Source organism: Microbacterium sp. FG3, assembly GCF_057809335.1.
In genome coordinates this window covers 1-15153 of sequence record NZ_JBMDJT010000029.1, presented here as the reverse complement: position 1 = coordinate 15153, position 15153 = coordinate 1, and the positions used below count along the sequence as shown (strand labels likewise).

Genomic DNA, 15153 nt, shown 5'->3' with positions numbered 1-15153 from the left:
GCGAACATGAGCGATCAGAACCGCGGCGACCAGAATCGCGACGAGCAGCCCGCGTCCATTCCGACACCCGAGCCCGTCGTCGATTCACCGTTCGACGCGATCCCCCCGGCCGCACCCGGATCTGTGCCGCCCCCGGCCGCACCCCGCGCGCCCGGCTCGGGCGACCACGCCACGCCGCCCGTCGTTCCCCCCGCGGCCGCCGCATCCCACGCGAACCCCGGCGGATACCCGGGCCACCCCGGCGCCGCGCCGGGCGCCCCCTCCGCCGCGCCGGCTCAGCCTCCGTACTCCGGCACGCCCCAGCCGTACCCGGGTTCTGGTCCTGCGCAGCCCGGCGGATACCCGGGCGCATACCCGGCGCCGGGATACCCGGGGCAGCCGTACGGGTCGGCCCCCGTCCCGCCGGCCGGACGACCGCGCCAGGTGACGACCGCCTGCATCCTCGCGTGGGTGATCGCCGGGCTCGGGCTGTTCAGCGTCGTCGCCGCGCTGCTCCTGCTGGTGCAGTACCCCGGGATCGACGGCGCCTTCCTGTTCGGCGCCCTGGTGATCCCGGTGCTCGTGATCATCGGGCTCGCGGTCTTCGCGTTCTTCACCTGGCAGGGGAAGGGCTGGGCGCGCATCGCCCTCACGGTGGTCTTCGCGCTCAATGCCATCAGCGCACTGTCCAACATCGGCAACGGACAGCCGCAGTCGCTCCTGGGCCTCGTGCTGAGCGTCGGCTCCATCGTGCTGCTGTGGCTGCCGGCGAGCAACGCCTGGTTCCGCGCGAAGCGCTCCGCAGCCTGACGGCTGCGGCCGGACCGATTCGGTGTGCCGGCGACGGCCCGCCGGCTGTTGCGCAGGGCCGGGGCGTGTCAAGGGGGTATCGGGCGTCGCGGGCCGGCGCGAGGGTGGATGACGTACGCCCAGGCCGGCGTGCGAATCGTCTAGGAGGAGGCAGAGATGACCGATCCGAACACCACCGATCCGCGCGAACCCGCCGAGCAGCCGCCGGCTCAGCAGCAGGGGTCGCAGCCCGGGCATACCGGCGAGATGGCTCCCACCCCCGATCACGGCGAGAACGAGTGGCAGGGTCGTGAGCGCCTGGTGGGGCGCAAGGCCCTCATCACCGGTGGTGACTCCGGGATCGGGCGCGCCGTGGCGATCGCGTATGCGCGCGAGGGCGCGGACGTGGCGATCGCGTACCTGCCGGAGGAGGAGCAGGACGCGCAGGACACGGAGCGGCTGGTCCGGGAGGCGGGGCGCAACTGCGCGCTGTTCCCGCTCGATGTGCGCAGCGAGCAGTCCTGCATCGATCTCGTCGCGGGTGCGGTCGAGCAGCTGGGCGGCCTCGACATCCTCATTTCGAACGCGGCATATCAGAAGCAGCGCGATGGGATCGAGAGCCTGCAGCTCTCCGAGATCGAGCGCGTCTTCGCGACGAACATGACGAGTGCGCTCCTGCTCGCCCGTGAGGCCGTGCCCCACATGTCGGCGGGGGCATCGATCATCACGACGACGTCGATCCAGGCGGCCGAGCCGTCGCCGGGACTGCTCGACTACGCGATGACGAAGGCGGCGCTCGTCGCCTTCACGAAGGGGCTCGCGCAAGAGCTCGGCCGCAAGGGGATCCGCGTGAACGCGGTGGCGCCGGGACCGATCTGGACGCCGCTCATCCCCGCCACGGGATTCCCGGACGACAAGGTCGAGAGCTTCGGCAAGGACACGCCGCTCGGCCGGCCCGGCCAGCCGAGCGAGCTCGCCGGGGCGTACGTCTATCTCGCAAGCGACGAGGCGTCATATGTCTCCGGCGCCGTCATCCCCGTCACGGGCGGAAAGGGGTTCTGAGATGCCGAACCCGAGCATCAAGGACGAGGAGCTCTACGAGAAGCTGCGCGACGAGGGCAACTCGAAGGAGAAGGCCGCGCGCATCGCGAACGCCGCCGCCCGCGACGGCCGGGAGAAGGTGGGTGAGCGCGGCGGCGAGGCCGAGAACTACGAGGAGCGCACGGTCGATGAGCTGCGCGAACGCGCGAAGGAGCTCGGCATCGAGGGCACCTCGAAGCTGAAGAAGGACGAACTGATCGACCGCCTCCGGCGGCACTGACCGGCCGGGCGCGGTGCGGGGTCCGGAGCCCGTCCAGCCCCCGCGCCTTAGGCTGGATTGATGGACGACGAGCACTCGGCACCGCGCCGGCGCGCCAGCGTGGAGCTGCTGCGCGCCGAGGCGGGCGACGAGCTCGCGGCCCTCGTGCACGAGCGGCTGCGGGCCGGCGAGGACCCGTGGGAGTTCATGGAGGACCTGCCGACGGTCGACGAGCTGGTCGTCTTCACCCTGCGAGCGGAGCACATCGACGCCGACGGGGGGCTGCGTCCTACGCGGGCGCGCAATCAGCGCCTGCTGCGCCAGATCGCGGCCGAGTACCCCGAGCTCGCGCGGGCGGTGTGGCGGCTCATCGGGCAGGAGAACACGCACCGCCGCTGGGACGCCGTCGTGCGCGTGATCGACAGGGCGTGAACCGAGAGACGAAGAGACCCCGGTGCCGACTGGCGACCGGGGTCACTTCGTTGCGGGGCTGATCAGCTCAGGTACTGCGCGAGGTCCTGCTCGAGGGCGAACTTCGGCTTCGCGCCGATGATCGTCGTGGCGACCTCGCCGCCCTGGAACACCTTCATGGCGGGGATCGAGGTGATCTGGTACTTCATCGCCAGATCCGGGTTCTCGTCCACGTTCAGCTTCAGCACGGTGATCTTGTCGGGGTGCTCGGCCTGGATCTCGTCGAGCACGGGCGAGACCATGCGGCACGGGCCGCACCACTCGGCCCAGAAGTCGACGAGCACGGGGCCGTCGGCCTGCAGCACGTCCTGCTCGAAGGTGGCCGAGGTGGTTGCCTTGGCGGTCATGTCGTTCTCCCTTGTCTTCGGATCTGTCGGTGTCAACGCGGCGGCGCGCCGCGCATTCCCGTGTCAGACGGTGGCGATCTGCTCCAGCGCCTCGGCCTTGTCGAGGTCCTCCTGCGCGGCGAGGTAGTGCTCCGCGTCAAGGGCCGCGACGGTGCCCGATCCGGCGGCCGTGACGGCCTGGCGGTACGTGGGGTCGATGACGTCGCCGGCGGCGAAGACGCCCTCGACCGAGGTGCGCGACGAGCGCCCGTCGACGGCGACGGTGCCCTCGGCCGTGAGGTCGAGCTTGCCGTGCACGAGGTGCACGCGCGGGTCCGATCCGATCGCGACGAACATGCCGTCGAGCGGGAGCTCCAGCTGCTCGCCGGTGGTGAGGTCGCGCAGCAGCGCGCCCGTGAGGCCGGAGGCGCCGAGCATCTCGACGACCTCGGTGTTCCAGATGAACTCGATCTTGTCGTTCGCGAACGCGCGGTCCTGCAGCGCCTTGGAGGCGCGCAGCTCGCCGCGGCGGTGGATGACGATCACCTTCGAGGCGAACTTCGTGAGGAACGTCGCCTCCTCGAGCGCCGAGTCCCCGCCGCCGACGACGGCGACCGTCTTGTCGCGGAAGAAGAAGCCGTCGCACGTGGCGCACCACGAGACGCCGTGGCCGGAGAGGGCCTCCTCGCCGGGGACGCCGAGCTTGCGGTAGGCCGATCCGGTCGCGAAGATCAGCGCGCGGGCCTCCTCGACCTTGCCGCTGCCGAGCGTCACGCGCTTGACGGGGCCGTCGAGGTCGAGCTCGGTCGCGTCGTCGTAGGCGATCTCGGCGCCGAACTTCTCGGCCTGCTCCTGCATCTTGGCCATGAGGTCGGGGCCCATGACGCCCTCGGGGAAGCCGGGGAAGTTCTCGACCTCGGTGGTCTGCATGAGGTCGCCGCCCACCTCCACCGAGCTGGCGATGACGAGCGGCTTGAGGTTCGCACGCGCCGCGTAGATGGCGGCCGTGAACCCGGCCGGACCCGATCCGATGATGATGAGCTGTCGCACGCGCGCCTCCTGTGTTCGCCGACCTCAACCCATACTAGCCGCGGGGTATTCCGCGCGGCTGAGGATCGCGGTGCTAGTCACGCCCGGCAGCGGCCGCGCGGCGACGACGGCGGCGGACCGTTCGGATCGTGCCGAGCACGGCCAGACCGGCCACGAGGACGCCGAGGACGATCATCGCGGCGCGCTCCCAGTCCGCCCGCACGGTGACGTCGATGGCCTGCGGCGCGCCGACCGCGACCCCCGTCGGGCTCTGCAGCGACAGCGAGATGCGCACCTGGCCGTTGCCGATGCCCGCCTCCACGGGAACGCGAACGCGCGTGTTCTGGGACGGCGCGGCCTCCACCGTGGTCGTCTCCTGCACGGCGACGCGCGGATTGTCGGGCTGGGCGTGCAGGGTGACGGTGACGGGGTACGGCAGATCGTTGCGGATCCACACCGGCAGCGGCGCCTCGGAGCTGAGCAGCTGCACGTCGCTCGGCGGCACGATGCCGACCGCGCCGCCGAGGGCGGTGATCGACTCGCGCTCGGCCGCCACGGCGGCCTCCCAGGCGTCCGGGTGCGCGCTCCACGGTGTGCCCAGCAGCTGCAGCGTCTCGGCGCGTGCGCGGGCGGTGAGGAGCGTGGGGTCGTTCAGGATGCTGCCGAGCTGCGTCAGCCGATCCTCGCGGCCGTGCATCTCGTTCGCGGCGGCCACGCGCGCCGCATCGGGGCCGGGACCCGTGACGTCCACGGGGACGGGGGCGGCGGCGAGCAGCGCCGCGAGCGTGAGCGGGGCGAAGGAGCTCGCGGTCGCCACCGCATCCGACACGGCCTCCGCGGGTCGCGGGGACGGGTCGCGGTCGAGGCGGTCGTCGCCGGCGTCCACGCCGCCCTGCCGCTCGAGCGCGACGAGCAGGGTGCCGCCGACCTCTCCCGCGGCGAGCCAGAGGGAGGCGCGCGCGGCGGCGAGGGCCTCCTCCCGTGCGCGCTCGTCCTCGAGCGCGGCCGCCGCCGACAGCAGCTCCGACGCCGCGGCGTCGTACACGAGGGCTCCGTCGGCGCGGGGCGGGACCGGTGCCCCGTCCGCCCCGGCGGCCGTGGCGGTGGAGGGCACGAGCGAGGCGCTGCCGGCATCACGCAGCGCGGCGACCGTGGCGGCGTCGACCGCGGCCGGATCGGGCCAGCCCACGGCGGCGGGATCGCCGCCGATCGACAGCAGCTCCTCGAGGTCGAGCGAGCCGGGGTCGGGCGCCGCCGATGCCGTCGGGCTGGGCGTGGGTGTGGGGGTGGGATCGCCGGTCGGCTCCGGGGACGGCTGGGGCGCGGGCTCCCCCGCCCCCGGCAGGTACGGCGCGAGGGAGAGGGGGGCGAGCGGATCGCCGAATCCGGCGGCGATCTGGACCGCGGGATCGGCGTCGCCGAACCCGAGGGCGAAGCGCTCGTTCGGCAGCGACTCGAGGCGCTCGAGCCACGTGATGGCCGACGCCGGCGCCGAGGAGCCGAGCGCGCGGATGGCAGCGGGGATGGCGGGGTCGACGGCCAGCACCGCCTGCGTGCCCGCCACGGCCTCGAGCTGCGTCGTGAGCGAGCCGCCCGCGACCGTGAGCTGCGCGAGCTGCTCGCTCGTCAGCAGTCCGCGATCCGTGGCGGGGGCCGTGAGCGGGACGACGACGGCGATCGACGGGCGCGTGCCGCCCTCCACGAGCACGAGCGCGTCGTCCTCGAGACGCTGCCCCCCTCCCGAGAGCGCGGCGCGGAGCGGATAGACGCCGGGCGCACGCGCGGTCGTGCGCTCGTCCTCTCGAAGCGCGATCGTCTGCGACGCGCCCGGCGCCGTCACCCCCGCCTCCGCGGTGTCGAGGTCGACGAGGCGCGCGGACGAGGATCCGTCCAGCCAGGCCTCCAGCGCGGCGCGATCCGGCAGCGGCTGGTCGCCGATGCGAAGCGTCACGGTTCCCGCCGGGACGGCGGCGAGGCCCAGCGGGCTCTCGATCGAGGCGGTCGCCGCGACCTCGTCCTCGCCGCCGATCGTGCCGGCCGACGGCGTGAGGGTCAGCCGCGCGCGCTGCTCGTCGTCGTCCTCGCCGGTTCCGGCCGTCGGGGTGGGCGTGGGCGAGAGGGTGGCGGCGTCGACCAGGCGCGCGTCGGCGGCGGCGGGCCCGGCGAGCCCGGCCGTCAGGAGCGCGGCGAGCACCGCGGGGAGGGGGGCGAGGAATCGCCGCCTGCGCGCGGTCGTGCTGGAGGGGCGACGGGGTGCGGACATGCCGGAACCATCCTACGAACGCGCCTGGGCGTTCCCCGCAGGCCGTGCGGCGCGACAGGCACCGCGGCTCCGCTTGAATAGGACGCATGGTGCCCCGTCCCGACCCCGCCCTGTGCCGAGCGCTCGCCGCGGACCTCGCCGCCGCGCGGTTCCGCTCCGAGGCGCTGCGCGCCGCCTGGGGCGTGGAGGCCGACGACGCGGCCGGCCGCGGGCTGCGCGAGCCGGCGCTGCGCGGCCTGGGCGACCGGCGCGACCCGCTCGCGGTGCTCGCCCGCCTGCTCGTCTTCGGCGTCGGGCAGCCGGCTGCGGACGTCGATCGCGCGCTCCCGACCCTGGGCGCGGCCGGCCTCGAGCGGCTGGGGCTGGCGGAGCGAGACGGCGACGTCGTCGCCCCGCGCGCCATCGTGCGCCCCCAGTCGTTCCACGACGACCGCGGGCCGGGCGAGTGGTGGGTGGCGAGCGACCTCGACGAGCTCGCGCTCGGCGGCGGCGCGCTCGACGAGGACCACGTGCTCGGCGTGGGAGGGGCGTCGCTCACCCTGGCGGGGCTGCAGCTGCCCACCCCCGCGCGCCGCGTGCTTGACCTCGGCACGGGGTGCGGCATCCAGGCGCTGCGGGCGCGGCGCTATGCGGAGGCGGTCGTCGCCACCGACATCTCGGAGCGCGCGCTCGCGTTCGCGCGGCTGAACGCGCATCTCAACGGCGTGGACGGCGTCGAGGAGCGGACGGGATCGCTGTTCGCCCCCGTGGCGGGGGAACGGTTCGACCGCATCGTCTCCAATCCCCCGTTCGTCATCACGCCGCGCGCAAAGGGCGTGCCCGCCTACGAGTATCGCGACGGCGGCCTGATCGGCGACGCGCTCGTCGAGCAGGTCGTCGCGGGCGTCGGCCCCCACCTGGAGCCGGGCGGCGCGGCGCAGATGCTCGCCAACTGGGAGACCCGCGACGGCGTGGCGGGTCTGGATCGCGTGCGCGCGTGGGTCGCGGCGTCGCCGGTGCCGCTGGACGCGTGGGTGATCGAGCGCGAGGAACTCGACCCGATCCGGTACGCGGAGATGTGGATCCGCGATGGCGGCACGACGCCGGGATCGGCGGCCTTCGACGCGCTGCTGACGGCGTGGCTCGACGATTTCGCCGCCCGCGGGGTGACGGCGATCGGCTTCGGCTACGTGCTGCTGCGCCGCGCCGAGGGGGAGCCGACGCTCGCACGATATGAGCGCGTCACGAGCCCGATCCCGTCGGAGGGAGCGCTCGGATCGCACCTCGCAGCGGCGCTCGCGCACCACGACCGCGCGGCCGCCCTCGACGACGAGGCGCTCGCCGCGGCCCGGCTGCGCACGGCCGCGGATGTGACCGAGGCGCGCCACCACCGCCCCGGCGAGGAGGCGCCGAGCGTGATCGAGCTGCGCCAGGGCGGCGGCTTCGGCCGATCGGTGCAGGCCGACCCGGCGCTCGCCGGCCTGCTCGGCGCGTGCGACGGCGAGCTGCCCGCCGGCGTGCTCATCGACGCGATCGCGCAGCTGCTGGAGGCGGACGCCGCCGGCCTGCGCGCCGCGCTGCTGCCGACGATCCGCGAGCTGCTGCTCGACGGCTTCCTCACCTTCGCGGACTGATCCTCGTGTCCGCCCCGGTCGGAAGCACCGCCGACGTCAGGGGCGCAGCAGGGACTTGATCGCGCGCCGCTCGTCCATCGCGGCATACGCCTCGGCGGCGTCGGCGAGGGCGAAGCTCGCGTCGAACACGGCGCCGGGGTTCAGCGATCCGTCCAGCACCTCGGGCAGCAGCTCGTCGACGTAGTCGCGCACGGGCGCCACGCCGCCGCGCACGCCGACGTTCGTCGAGAACATGGTGCGCATCGGCAGCTCCGGGCCGCCGTTCGGCACCCCCACGAACCCGACCTGGCCGCCGGGGCGCGCGGAGCGCAGCGCCTGATCCATCGACTCCTTCGTGCCCACGCACTCCAGCACGCAGTCCGGCCCGATGCCGCCGAAGAGGTCCTTGAGCGCCGCGACGCCCTCGTCCCCGCGCTGCGGCACGATGTCGGTGGCGCCGAACTCCGTCGCCAGCCGCTGGCGCGACTCGTGGCGCGACATCGCGACGATCCGCTCGGCGCCCAGGCGCTTCGCGGCGAGCACGCCCGAGAGCCCCACGGCGCCGTCGCCGACCACCGCGACGGTCGAGCCCTCGCGCACGCCGGCCGAGACGGCGGCGTGGTGCCCGGTGAGGAAGACGTCCGAGAGCGTGAGCAGGCTGGGGATCATCGACTCGTCCGGCAGGCCGCCCTCGACCACCTTCAGCGTGCCGTCCGCGTGCGGCACGCGCACGAGCTCGCCCTGGCAGCCGTCCACGTCGAGGCCCCAGTGGTCGCGGCCGCCCCAGCTGCCCGCCTCGAGGCACGAGGTCGTGAAGCCGTTGCGGCAGTTCGCGCACTCGCCGCAGCAGTCGTAGAAGGGTGCGATGACGAAGTCGCCGGGCTTGATCCGCGACACGTCGGCGCCGACGCGCTCGACGACCGCGATCATCTCGTGCCCGATGCGCTTGGGCGTCTTCGGCTCCGTCACGCCGCGGTAGGGCCACAGGTCGGAACCGCACACGCACGCCGCCACCACGCGCACGATCGCGTCGCGGCCGACGCCGCCGCCCTCCGGCGCGAGCTGCGGATCGGGCACCTCCTCGACGCGGATGTCGCGGGGCCCGTACAGGATCGTCGCCAGCATGCTTCGAGCGTATCGCCGTGGTGCTGGCTCGCGGCGCGCGCGGGCCCGATCCCGCTCGTCGACCGGAGCGCCCGAAGGGCGCGGAGCGGAGACGGGCCGAGCGAGCGCAGCGAGCCGAGGCCGCGCCGTTGCGGCCTCGCTTTCGACTCGCTTCGCTCGCTCAAGCCGTCTCCGCGCGCTTCGCTCGGCCGACGAGCGGAGGCGGCCTTCGACCGGCCCCTCAGCGCGCCCCGGCTACCCTGGAACGCATGCTCAACATGGCCGCCGGACTCGCGCGCCTCGGCGACCTCGCGGCCTCCCCCGTGGTGGCGGAGCTCGGCCGGGCGTTCGCCGCCGCCGGGCACGACCTCGCGATCGTGGGCGGTCCCGTGCGCGATGCGCTGCTCGGCCGCGCGACGCACGATCTCGACTTCACGACCGATGCGCGGCCCGACGACATCCTGCGCATCGTCACCCCGATCAGCACCGCGCAGTGGGACATCGGCCGCGCGTTCGGCACGATCGGCGCGCGCGTGCGCGGCGAGCAGGTCGAGATCACGACGTACCGCGCCGACAGCTACGACGGCACCACGCGCAAGCCCGCCGTCGAGTTCGGAGACACGCTCGAGGCCGACCTCACGCGCCGCGACTTCACGGTGAACGCCATGGCGCTGCGCGTGCCGTCGGTGCAGCTGGTCGACCCCACCGGCGGCGTGGAGGATCTGCTCGCCGGCGTGCTGCGCACCCCGATCGATCCCGCCGTGAGCTTCGGCGACGACCCGCTGCGCATGCTGCGCGCCGCCCGCTTCTCGTCGCAGCTGGAGTTCGACATCGAGGACGCCACGCGTGCCGCGATCGAGCGGCTCGGCCGCACGCTCGAGATCGTGAGCCCCGAGCGGATCCAGGGCGAGCTGACCCGCCTGGTCGGCACGGAGGATCCGGTGCGCGGCATCCGCGTGCTCGTGGAGACGGGCCTCATCGAGGAGTTCCTGCCCGAGGTCTCGGCGCTGCGGCTCGAGGTGGACGAGCACCACCACCACAAGGACGTGTACGAGCACTCGCTCACGGTGCTCACCCAGGCGATCGAGCACGAGCACGCGCGTCGTCCCGGCGCCGATCCGGACATCCCGCTGCGGCTGGCCGCGCTGCTGCACGACATCGGCAAGCCGCGCACCCGCAAGCTCGAGAAGGGCGGCGCCGTCACCTTCCACCACCACGACGTGGTCGGCGCGCGCATGGCGCGCAAGCGGCTGCAGGCGCTGCGCTTCGACGGCGACACCATCGCCTCGGTCTCGAAGCTCATCGAGCTGCACCTGCGCTTCTTCGGCTACTCGGAGGGCGCGTGGACCGACTCGGCCGTGCGGCGGTATGTGCGCGACGCGGGCGACGAGCTCGAGCGGCTGCACATCCTCACCCGCGCGGATGTCACCACGCGCAACAGGCGCAAGGCCATGCGCCTGGCGACGGCCTACGACGACATCGAGGAGCGGATCGCCGCGCTGCGCGAGCAGGAGGAGCTCGAGGCGATGCGCCCCGAGCTCGACGGCAACCGCATCCAGGAGATCCTGGGCATCCGGCCCGGCCCGCAGGTGGGCGCCGCCTACCGCTTCCTGCTCGATCTGCGCCTCGACGAGGGCGTGCTCGGCGAGGAGGAGGCCGAGCGCCGCCTGCGCGCGTGGTGGGCCGAGCAGGGCTGAGCGCGCGCGGCCGGGCACCCCGCCGGGCTCGCACGGGAAGGACGCGCCCGGTGAACTCCGGGTAACCCCCGAATCCCGGCAGGGCGCCGCGGAAACCGGGCCCTCCCCGGGTAACTTCGTGGGGTGGACCATACGTCGAACGAGCAGCCGCTGAAGATCCTCCTCGGATGCGACACGTTCTCGCCCGACATCAACGGCGCCGCCCGGTTCGCCGAGCGGCTGGCCGCGGGCCTCGTGGAGCGTGGGCATGAGGTGCACGTCTCCGCGCCGAACACGCGCTACCGCCGCGCCGAGCCCCGATTCGAGACGATCGAGGGCCGCGAGCTCATGATGCACCGGCTGCCGTCGGTGCGCTGGCCGGGCCACGAGTGGCTCCGGTTCGTGTGGCCGTGGCGCTCCAAGCACTACGCGCGCGCCGTGCTCGACCGCGTGCGCCCCGACGTCGTGCACATCCAGTCGCACATCGTCATCGGCCGTGGCCTCGCGCGCGAGGCGCGCAAGCGCGGCATCCCGGTGATCGCGACGAACCACGTCATGCCCGAGAACATCGTGGACTCCACGATGCTGCCCGATGCGCTCAACCGCCTTCTCGTGAAGTGGGCGTGGGGCGACGCGAAGCGCACGTTCGACCTCACGGCCGCCGTCACGACGCCCACGCGCAAGGCGGCGGAGTTCCTCGAATCGACGATCGACATCGCCGGCGTCATCCCCATCAGCTGCGGCATCGACGAGTCGAAGTACACGCCCGATCTGTCGCCGCGCACCGAGAACCGCGTCGTGTTCGTCGGCCGCATCACCACCGAGAAGCACGTGGACGTGCTGCTGCGCGCCGTCGCCAAGCTCGACCCGGCCCTCGACGCGAAGCTAGACCTCGTCGGCGACGGCGATCAGCGACCCTCGCTCGAGAAGCTGGCCGAGGAGCTGGGGATCCGCGACCGGGTCACGTTCTTCGGGCACACCACCGACGAGGAGCTGCGTGCCGCGCTGACGCGCGCGAGCGTGTTCGCGATCGCGTCGATCGCCGAGTTGCAGTCGATCGCGACGATGGAGGCGATGGCGTCGGGCCTGCCCGTCGTGGCCGCCGACGCCGTGGCCCTGCCGCACCTCGTGCACGAGGGCGAGAACGGCTACCTCTTCCCGCCGGGCGATGTCGACGCGCTCGCCGCGCGGCTCACCGACGTGCTCACCGCCGATCCCGAGCAGCGCCGCCGCATGCAGGAGGCGTCGCTCGAGATGGTGCAGGCGCACGACATCAATCGCACGCTCGACACGTTCGAGGCGCTGTACCGCGGCGAGCCCCTGCCCGAGTAGGCCGCCGTGCACATCGTGATGTTCGCCGACCAGCACGTCGAGACGCTGGGCGGCGCGCAGGTGTCGACGCGGCTGCAACGGCGGTACCTCGAGCGCGCGGGGCACACGGTGACGATCGTCGCGCCGTGGCGGCACGGCCCGCGCGCGTCGGTGAACGCCGCGGACCCGGCCTACGCCGACCTGCCGTCGATCCCCGTCACGGTGGACCTCGAGTACTCCTTCACCTGGCCGGGGCGGCGCTCGGACGACGCGGTGGAGCGCGCGCTCGCGTCGCGCCCGCACGCCGACGTCGTGCACGTGCAGGCCGACTTCTGGGGCGCCCTCCTCGGATACCGTTACGCGCGCCGGCACGGCCTGCCCGTGGTGCACACGATGCACAACCGGGTGGACGTGGGCCTGCGCGCCACCGCCCCGTTCCCCGAGCTCGTGCTGCGCGCGCTGAACGCGTGGCGCCGCCGCGTGATGCCGGGCAGCGGGCCCGGATCGGACGGCTGGGCCTATCTGCGCGGGCTCGCGAAGACGGCGTCGGCGGTCACGGCGCCCTCGCACCACTTCGCCCGGCGGCTCGAGCGGCACGGTGTCGCCGCGCGCGTCGACGCGATCTGGAACGGCATGGACGACGACGTGCTCGACAGGATGTCGACCGAGCGCGCCGCCCCGCGCCGCGACGGCGACGTGCCCGCGTTCGTGTGGATCGGGAGGATGAGCCCCGAGAAGCGGCTGCTTCCGTTCCTCGAGGCCGTCGCGCGCGCCGGCGCCCCGATGCGCGTCGAGGTGATCGGCGGCGGCGCCCAGCGCCGCGCGGCGCAGCGGATCGTGCGCCGCTACGGGCTCGACGAGACGGTGACGTTCCTCGGCGGCCTCCCCTACGAGCAGACCCTCGCCCGCATCCGCGCCGCCGATGCGCTCGTGCAGACCTCGATCGGCTTCGAGACGCAGGGCATGACGCCCTTCGAGGCGGCGGCGCTCGGCACGCCGTCGGTCATGAGCGATCCCGACATCGCCGCCGAGGTGGGCTCCGGCGTCTGGCACGTCGGCGAACCGGATCGTGCGGACGCGTCCGTCGACGCCCTCGCCGCGGCGCTGCGGCGGGCGTCGGCCGACATCCGGTCCGGATCGGCGCCCGCGCCCGACGCGGCGGTGCGGCAGCGGTTCCGTCAGTCCGCGAGCACGGCGGCGATGATCGAGGTCTACGAGCGCGTGCGCGCGCGCTGACCGGACCGCGGCGTCGGCGCCCTGCCACGCAGCGACGGGATCCTGCCGTTGTGCCGCGGTGCGGCGGGGCGAGGCCGCGCCGTCGCCTACCGTGTGGCCATGACCGCACCCGCCGACATCGCCGCGCACTACCGCGCCAAGCTCGCCTTCGAGACCGACCCCGCCGACGTGCGCGCCGCGCAGAAGGCGGGCGAGCGCTTCGTCCTCGTCGACACCCGCTCCGCCGAGGCGTGGGCCCAGGGCCGGGCCGCGGGCGCCATCCACCTGCCCACCCGCGAGATCCCCGCGCGCGCGGCCGCCGAGATCCCGGCCGGCACGCCCGTCGTCGTGTACTGCTGGAGCCCCGGCTGCAACGGCGGCGACAAGGCGGCGCTGGCCCTCGCCGAGCTCGGCTACGAGGTGAAGCTCATGATCGGCGGCTTCGAGTACTGGGCCCGCGAGGGCTACCCCGTCGTCACCGGCGAGGGCGAGACGCGCTTCCCCGTCGATCCGCTCACCGGGGTCGTGCGGTGACCTCCTGTCAGCGGTGCGAGGGCGCCGAGGGGCCGTTCCTCGCATGCTCGTTCGGCTGCACGTGGTGCGCCGCGTGCGTCGCGACGTTCCCGGGTGGCCGCTGCCCGAACTGTCAGGGCGAGCTTGTGCGGATCTGAGCGGTCACCGGTCGCCACGAGGGGCGAGATCCGGGGGGCTGCGACCAGTCGTCGGTGCCGAACACGCGCTGACCGTAGCCGTCGTTGGGCAGCAGCCACAGCGTGGCCGCGACGGCCGCGACGGAGACCGCGGCGAGGAGGATGCCGAGAAGAAGGCCCATGTCCGAAAAGCTACGGTTGTGCGGATCCGGCCACGAGTGGCAGATTCGACGCAATCCGTTCGATTCCTGCCACCACGACTGCCGCCGTCCGCAGGAATCCCGCCACCGGGAGGATCCATGATCAAGACCGTCGCCTGCATCGTGCTGGACGGCGCCGCCGTGTTCGAGTTCGGCGTGGTGTGCGAGGCCTTCGGGCTCGACCGCTCCGACCAGGGCGTGCCGACGTTCGACTTCCGTCCCGTGACGCCCGATCCCGGCCTGGTGCGCACGAAGATGGGGTTCTCGCTGCAGATCGAGAACGACCTGTCGTTCGCCGACGAGGCCGACGTGGTCGTCGTCACGGCGACGCCCCGGCAGTACTGGGACGACGTGGACCCGCGCGTGGTCGACGTCGTGCGCCGCGCGGTGGACCGGGGCGCGTGGGTTCTCAGCGTGTGCAGCGGCTCGTTCACCCTCGGGGCCGCGGGGGTGCTCGACGGCCGACGCGCCACCACGCACTGGATGTACGCCGACGAGATGGCGCGGCGCTTCCCGCGGGCGACGATCGATCCGGACGTGCTCTACGTGCAGGACGGGCGCATCATCACGAGCGCCGGCACGGCGGCCGGCATCGACGCGTGCCTGCACCTGCTGCGCCAGGAGATCGGCGCCGAGCTGACGAACGTCGTCGCGCGGCGCATGGTCGTCGCCCCGCAGCGCGACGGCGGCCAGGCGCAGTTCATCCTGCACCCGCTGCCCGAGGCGCAGGGCATGTCGCTCTCCCCCACGCTGGACTGGGCGCTGGCGAACCTGAGCCGCGACCTCACGGTCGACGATCTGGCCGCCCACGCGCACATGTCGCCGCGGACGTTCGCCCGGCGGTTCCGCGCCGATCACGGCACGACTCCCGCCGCGTGGCTCGCCCGCCAGCGCGTGATGCACGCCCAGCGCCTGCTGGAGCGCACGGACTGGGGCCTCGACCGGATCGCCGCCGAGTGCGGCTTCGGATCCGCCGCCGTGCTGCGCCAGAACTTCGCCAGGGCGCTGGGCACGAGCCCCACGGCCTACCGCGCGCGGTTCGCGTGCACCCCCGCGGCGGAGGCCGCGGCGGGCCAGGCCGCGCCGGAGCTGGCCCTCGCCTGACCGGCTGCGGCCCGTCCCCCTCCGCGAGACAGCCCCTCCCCTCCGCGAGACAGCATTCCCGCGCCGAGACAGCGTGCAGACGCCGCTGACTCGGCGCACAGTTGCTGTCTCGCGGAAGAAGAGCGGGTCAGGGGTGGCCGGAGA

At 73.8% G+C, this 15153-nt stretch carries 16 protein-coding genes; 11 read left to right on the top strand and 5 right to left on the bottom strand.

What is annotated here, in order from left to right; genetic code table 11:
- Nucleotides 1-6: 6 nt before the first annotated feature.
- The 4 genes from ACODR5_RS10035 to ACODR5_RS10020 all read left to right on the top strand — a co-directional run bounded on the left by ACODR5_RS10035 (nucleotide 7) and on the right by ACODR5_RS10020 (nucleotide 2500).
- Nucleotides 7-789 (top strand): hypothetical protein, encoded by a 783-nt coding sequence (locus ACODR5_RS10035; protein WP_488983546.1) that lies wholly within the window; start codon nucleotides 7-9, stop codon nucleotides 787-789.
- A gap of 156 nt (nucleotides 790-945) precedes the next feature.
- The gene (locus ACODR5_RS10030) at nucleotides 946-1830 is read left to right on the top strand and encodes an SDR family oxidoreductase (RefSeq protein ID WP_488983545.1); all 885 of its coding nucleotides are present in this window, start codon (nucleotides 946-948) and stop codon (nucleotides 1828-1830) included.
- Between the two features lies 1 nt (nucleotide 1831).
- Nucleotides 1832-2089, top strand: a complete 258-nt coding sequence (locus ACODR5_RS10025) for a DUF7218 family protein (protein ID WP_488983544.1) — start codon at nucleotides 1832-1834, stop codon at nucleotides 2087-2089.
- Nucleotides 2090-2149: 60 nt separating this feature from the next.
- Nucleotides 2150-2500: a tryptophan synthase subunit alpha gene (locus ACODR5_RS10020; protein WP_488983543.1), complete on the top strand. Its 351-nt coding sequence runs from the start codon at nucleotides 2150-2152 to the stop codon at nucleotides 2498-2500.
- A gap of 62 nt (nucleotides 2501-2562) precedes the next feature.
- On the opposite strand, the gene trxA is transcribed toward ACODR5_RS10020, so the two are convergent.
- The 3 genes from trxA to ACODR5_RS10005 form a co-directional block, all read right to left on the bottom strand.
- Nucleotides 2563-2922: a thioredoxin gene (gene trxA / locus ACODR5_RS10015; protein ID WP_449852953.1), complete on the bottom strand. Its 360-nt coding sequence runs from the start codon at nucleotides 2920-2922 to the stop codon at nucleotides 2563-2565.
- Between the two features lie 27 nt (nucleotides 2923-2949).
- Nucleotides 2950-3915 carry a thioredoxin-disulfide reductase gene (gene trxB, locus ACODR5_RS10010; protein ID WP_488983542.1) on the bottom strand — a complete coding sequence of 322 codons (966 nt, stop codon included), beginning with the start codon at nucleotides 3913-3915 and terminating at the stop codon, nucleotides 2950-2952.
- 73 nt (nucleotides 3916-3988) lie between these two features.
- Nucleotides 3989-6157 (bottom strand): DUF6049 family protein, encoded by a 2169-nt coding sequence (locus ACODR5_RS10005; RefSeq protein WP_449852951.1) that lies wholly within the window; start codon nucleotides 6155-6157, stop codon nucleotides 3989-3991.
- 86 nt (nucleotides 6158-6243) lie between these two features.
- Here ACODR5_RS10005 and ACODR5_RS10000 point away from each other — a divergent pair, with 86 nt between their 5' ends.
- On the top strand, nucleotides 6244-7770 hold the full coding sequence (locus ACODR5_RS10000) for a DUF7059 domain-containing protein (protein ID WP_449852950.1): 1527 nt from the start codon (nucleotides 6244-6246) through the stop codon (nucleotides 7768-7770).
- A 36-nt stretch (nucleotides 7771-7806) separates the two neighbouring features.
- Here the strand turns inward: ACODR5_RS10000 and ACODR5_RS09995 are convergent, their stop codons facing one another.
- Entirely contained in the window at nucleotides 7807-8874 is a 1068-nt protein-coding gene (locus tag ACODR5_RS09995) for a zinc-dependent alcohol dehydrogenase family protein (RefSeq protein WP_488983541.1), read from the bottom strand.
- 248 nt (nucleotides 8875-9122) lie between these two features.
- Here ACODR5_RS09995 and ACODR5_RS09990 point away from each other — a divergent pair, with 248 nt between their 5' ends.
- The 5 genes from ACODR5_RS09990 (at nucleotide 9123) to ACODR5_RS09970 (ending at nucleotide 13726) form a co-directional block, all read left to right on the top strand.
- Complete coding sequence (locus ACODR5_RS09990; protein ID WP_488983540.1) at nucleotides 9123-10550, top strand: CCA tRNA nucleotidyltransferase; 1428 nt, start codon at nucleotides 9123-9125, stop codon at nucleotides 10548-10550.
- 123 nt (nucleotides 10551-10673) lie between these two features.
- Nucleotides 10674-11861, top strand: coding sequence for a glycosyltransferase (locus tag ACODR5_RS09985; protein ID WP_460816088.1), 1188 nt, complete (start codon nucleotides 10674-10676; stop codon nucleotides 11859-11861).
- A gap of 6 nt (nucleotides 11862-11867) precedes the next feature.
- Entirely contained in the window at nucleotides 11868-13076 is a 1209-nt protein-coding gene (locus tag ACODR5_RS09980) for a glycosyltransferase (RefSeq protein WP_488983539.1), read from the top strand.
- 99 nt (nucleotides 13077-13175) lie between these two features.
- Nucleotides 13176-13589 carry a rhodanese-like domain-containing protein gene (locus ACODR5_RS09975; protein WP_460816091.1) on the top strand — a complete coding sequence of 138 codons (414 nt, stop codon included), beginning with the start codon at nucleotides 13176-13178 and terminating at the stop codon, nucleotides 13587-13589.
- Nucleotides 13586-13726 carry a DUF1272 domain-containing protein gene (locus ACODR5_RS09970; protein WP_449852944.1) on the top strand — a complete coding sequence of 47 codons (141 nt, stop codon included), beginning with the start codon at nucleotides 13586-13588 and terminating at the stop codon, nucleotides 13724-13726. Before ACODR5_RS09975 ends, ACODR5_RS09970 begins: the two co-directional genes overlap by 4 nt.
- On the opposite strand, the gene ACODR5_RS09965 is transcribed toward ACODR5_RS09970, so the two are convergent.
- Nucleotides 13702-13887: a hypothetical protein gene (locus ACODR5_RS09965; protein WP_460816092.1), complete on the bottom strand. Its 186-nt coding sequence runs from the start codon at nucleotides 13885-13887 to the stop codon at nucleotides 13702-13704. The genes ACODR5_RS09970 and ACODR5_RS09965 overlap by 25 nt on opposite strands.
- Nucleotides 13888-14004: 117 nt before the next feature.
- On the opposite strand from ACODR5_RS09965, the gene ACODR5_RS09960 reads away from it, so the two are divergent.
- Entirely contained in the window at nucleotides 14005-15009 is a 1005-nt protein-coding gene (locus ACODR5_RS09960; protein WP_488983538.1) for a GlxA family transcriptional regulator, read from the top strand.
- Nucleotides 15010-15153 lie beyond the last annotated feature (144 nt).

Bases quoted from the DNA above. Each gene is read 5' to 3' on its own strand.
- ACODR5_RS10035 (WP_488983546.1), top strand. From the start codon at position 7: ATGAGCGATCAGAACCGCGGCGACCAGAATCGCGACGAGCAGCCCGCG.
- ACODR5_RS10030 (WP_488983545.1), top strand. From the start codon at position 946: ATGACCGATCCGAACACCACCGATCCGCGCGAACCCGCCGAGCAGCCG.
- ACODR5_RS10025 (WP_488983544.1), top strand. From the start codon at position 1,832: ATGCCGAACCCGAGCATCAAGGACGAGGAGCTCTACGAGAAGCTGCGC.
- ACODR5_RS10020 (WP_488983543.1), top strand. From the start codon at position 2,150: ATGGACGACGAGCACTCGGCACCGCGCCGGCGCGCCAGCGTGGAGCTG.
- ACODR5_RS10005 (WP_449852951.1), bottom strand. From the start codon at position 6,157: ATGTCCGCACCCCGTCGCCCCTCCAGCACGACCGCGCGCAGGCGGCGA.
- ACODR5_RS10000 (WP_449852950.1), top strand. From the start codon at position 6,244: ATGGTGCCCCGTCCCGACCCCGCCCTGTGCCGAGCGCTCGCCGCGGAC.
- ACODR5_RS09995 (WP_488983541.1), bottom strand. From the start codon at position 8,874: ATGCTGGCGACGATCCTGTACGGGCCCCGCGACATCCGCGTCGAGGAG.
- ACODR5_RS09990 (WP_488983540.1), top strand. From the start codon at position 9,123: ATGCTCAACATGGCCGCCGGACTCGCGCGCCTCGGCGACCTCGCGGCC.
- ACODR5_RS09975 (WP_460816091.1), top strand. From the start codon at position 13,176: ATGACCGCACCCGCCGACATCGCCGCGCACTACCGCGCCAAGCTCGCC.
- ACODR5_RS09965 (WP_460816092.1), bottom strand. From the start codon at position 13,887: ATGGGCCTTCTTCTCGGCATCCTCCTCGCCGCGGTCTCCGTCGCGGCC.
- ACODR5_RS09960 (WP_488983538.1), top strand. From the start codon at position 14,005: ATGATCAAGACCGTCGCCTGCATCGTGCTGGACGGCGCCGCCGTGTTC.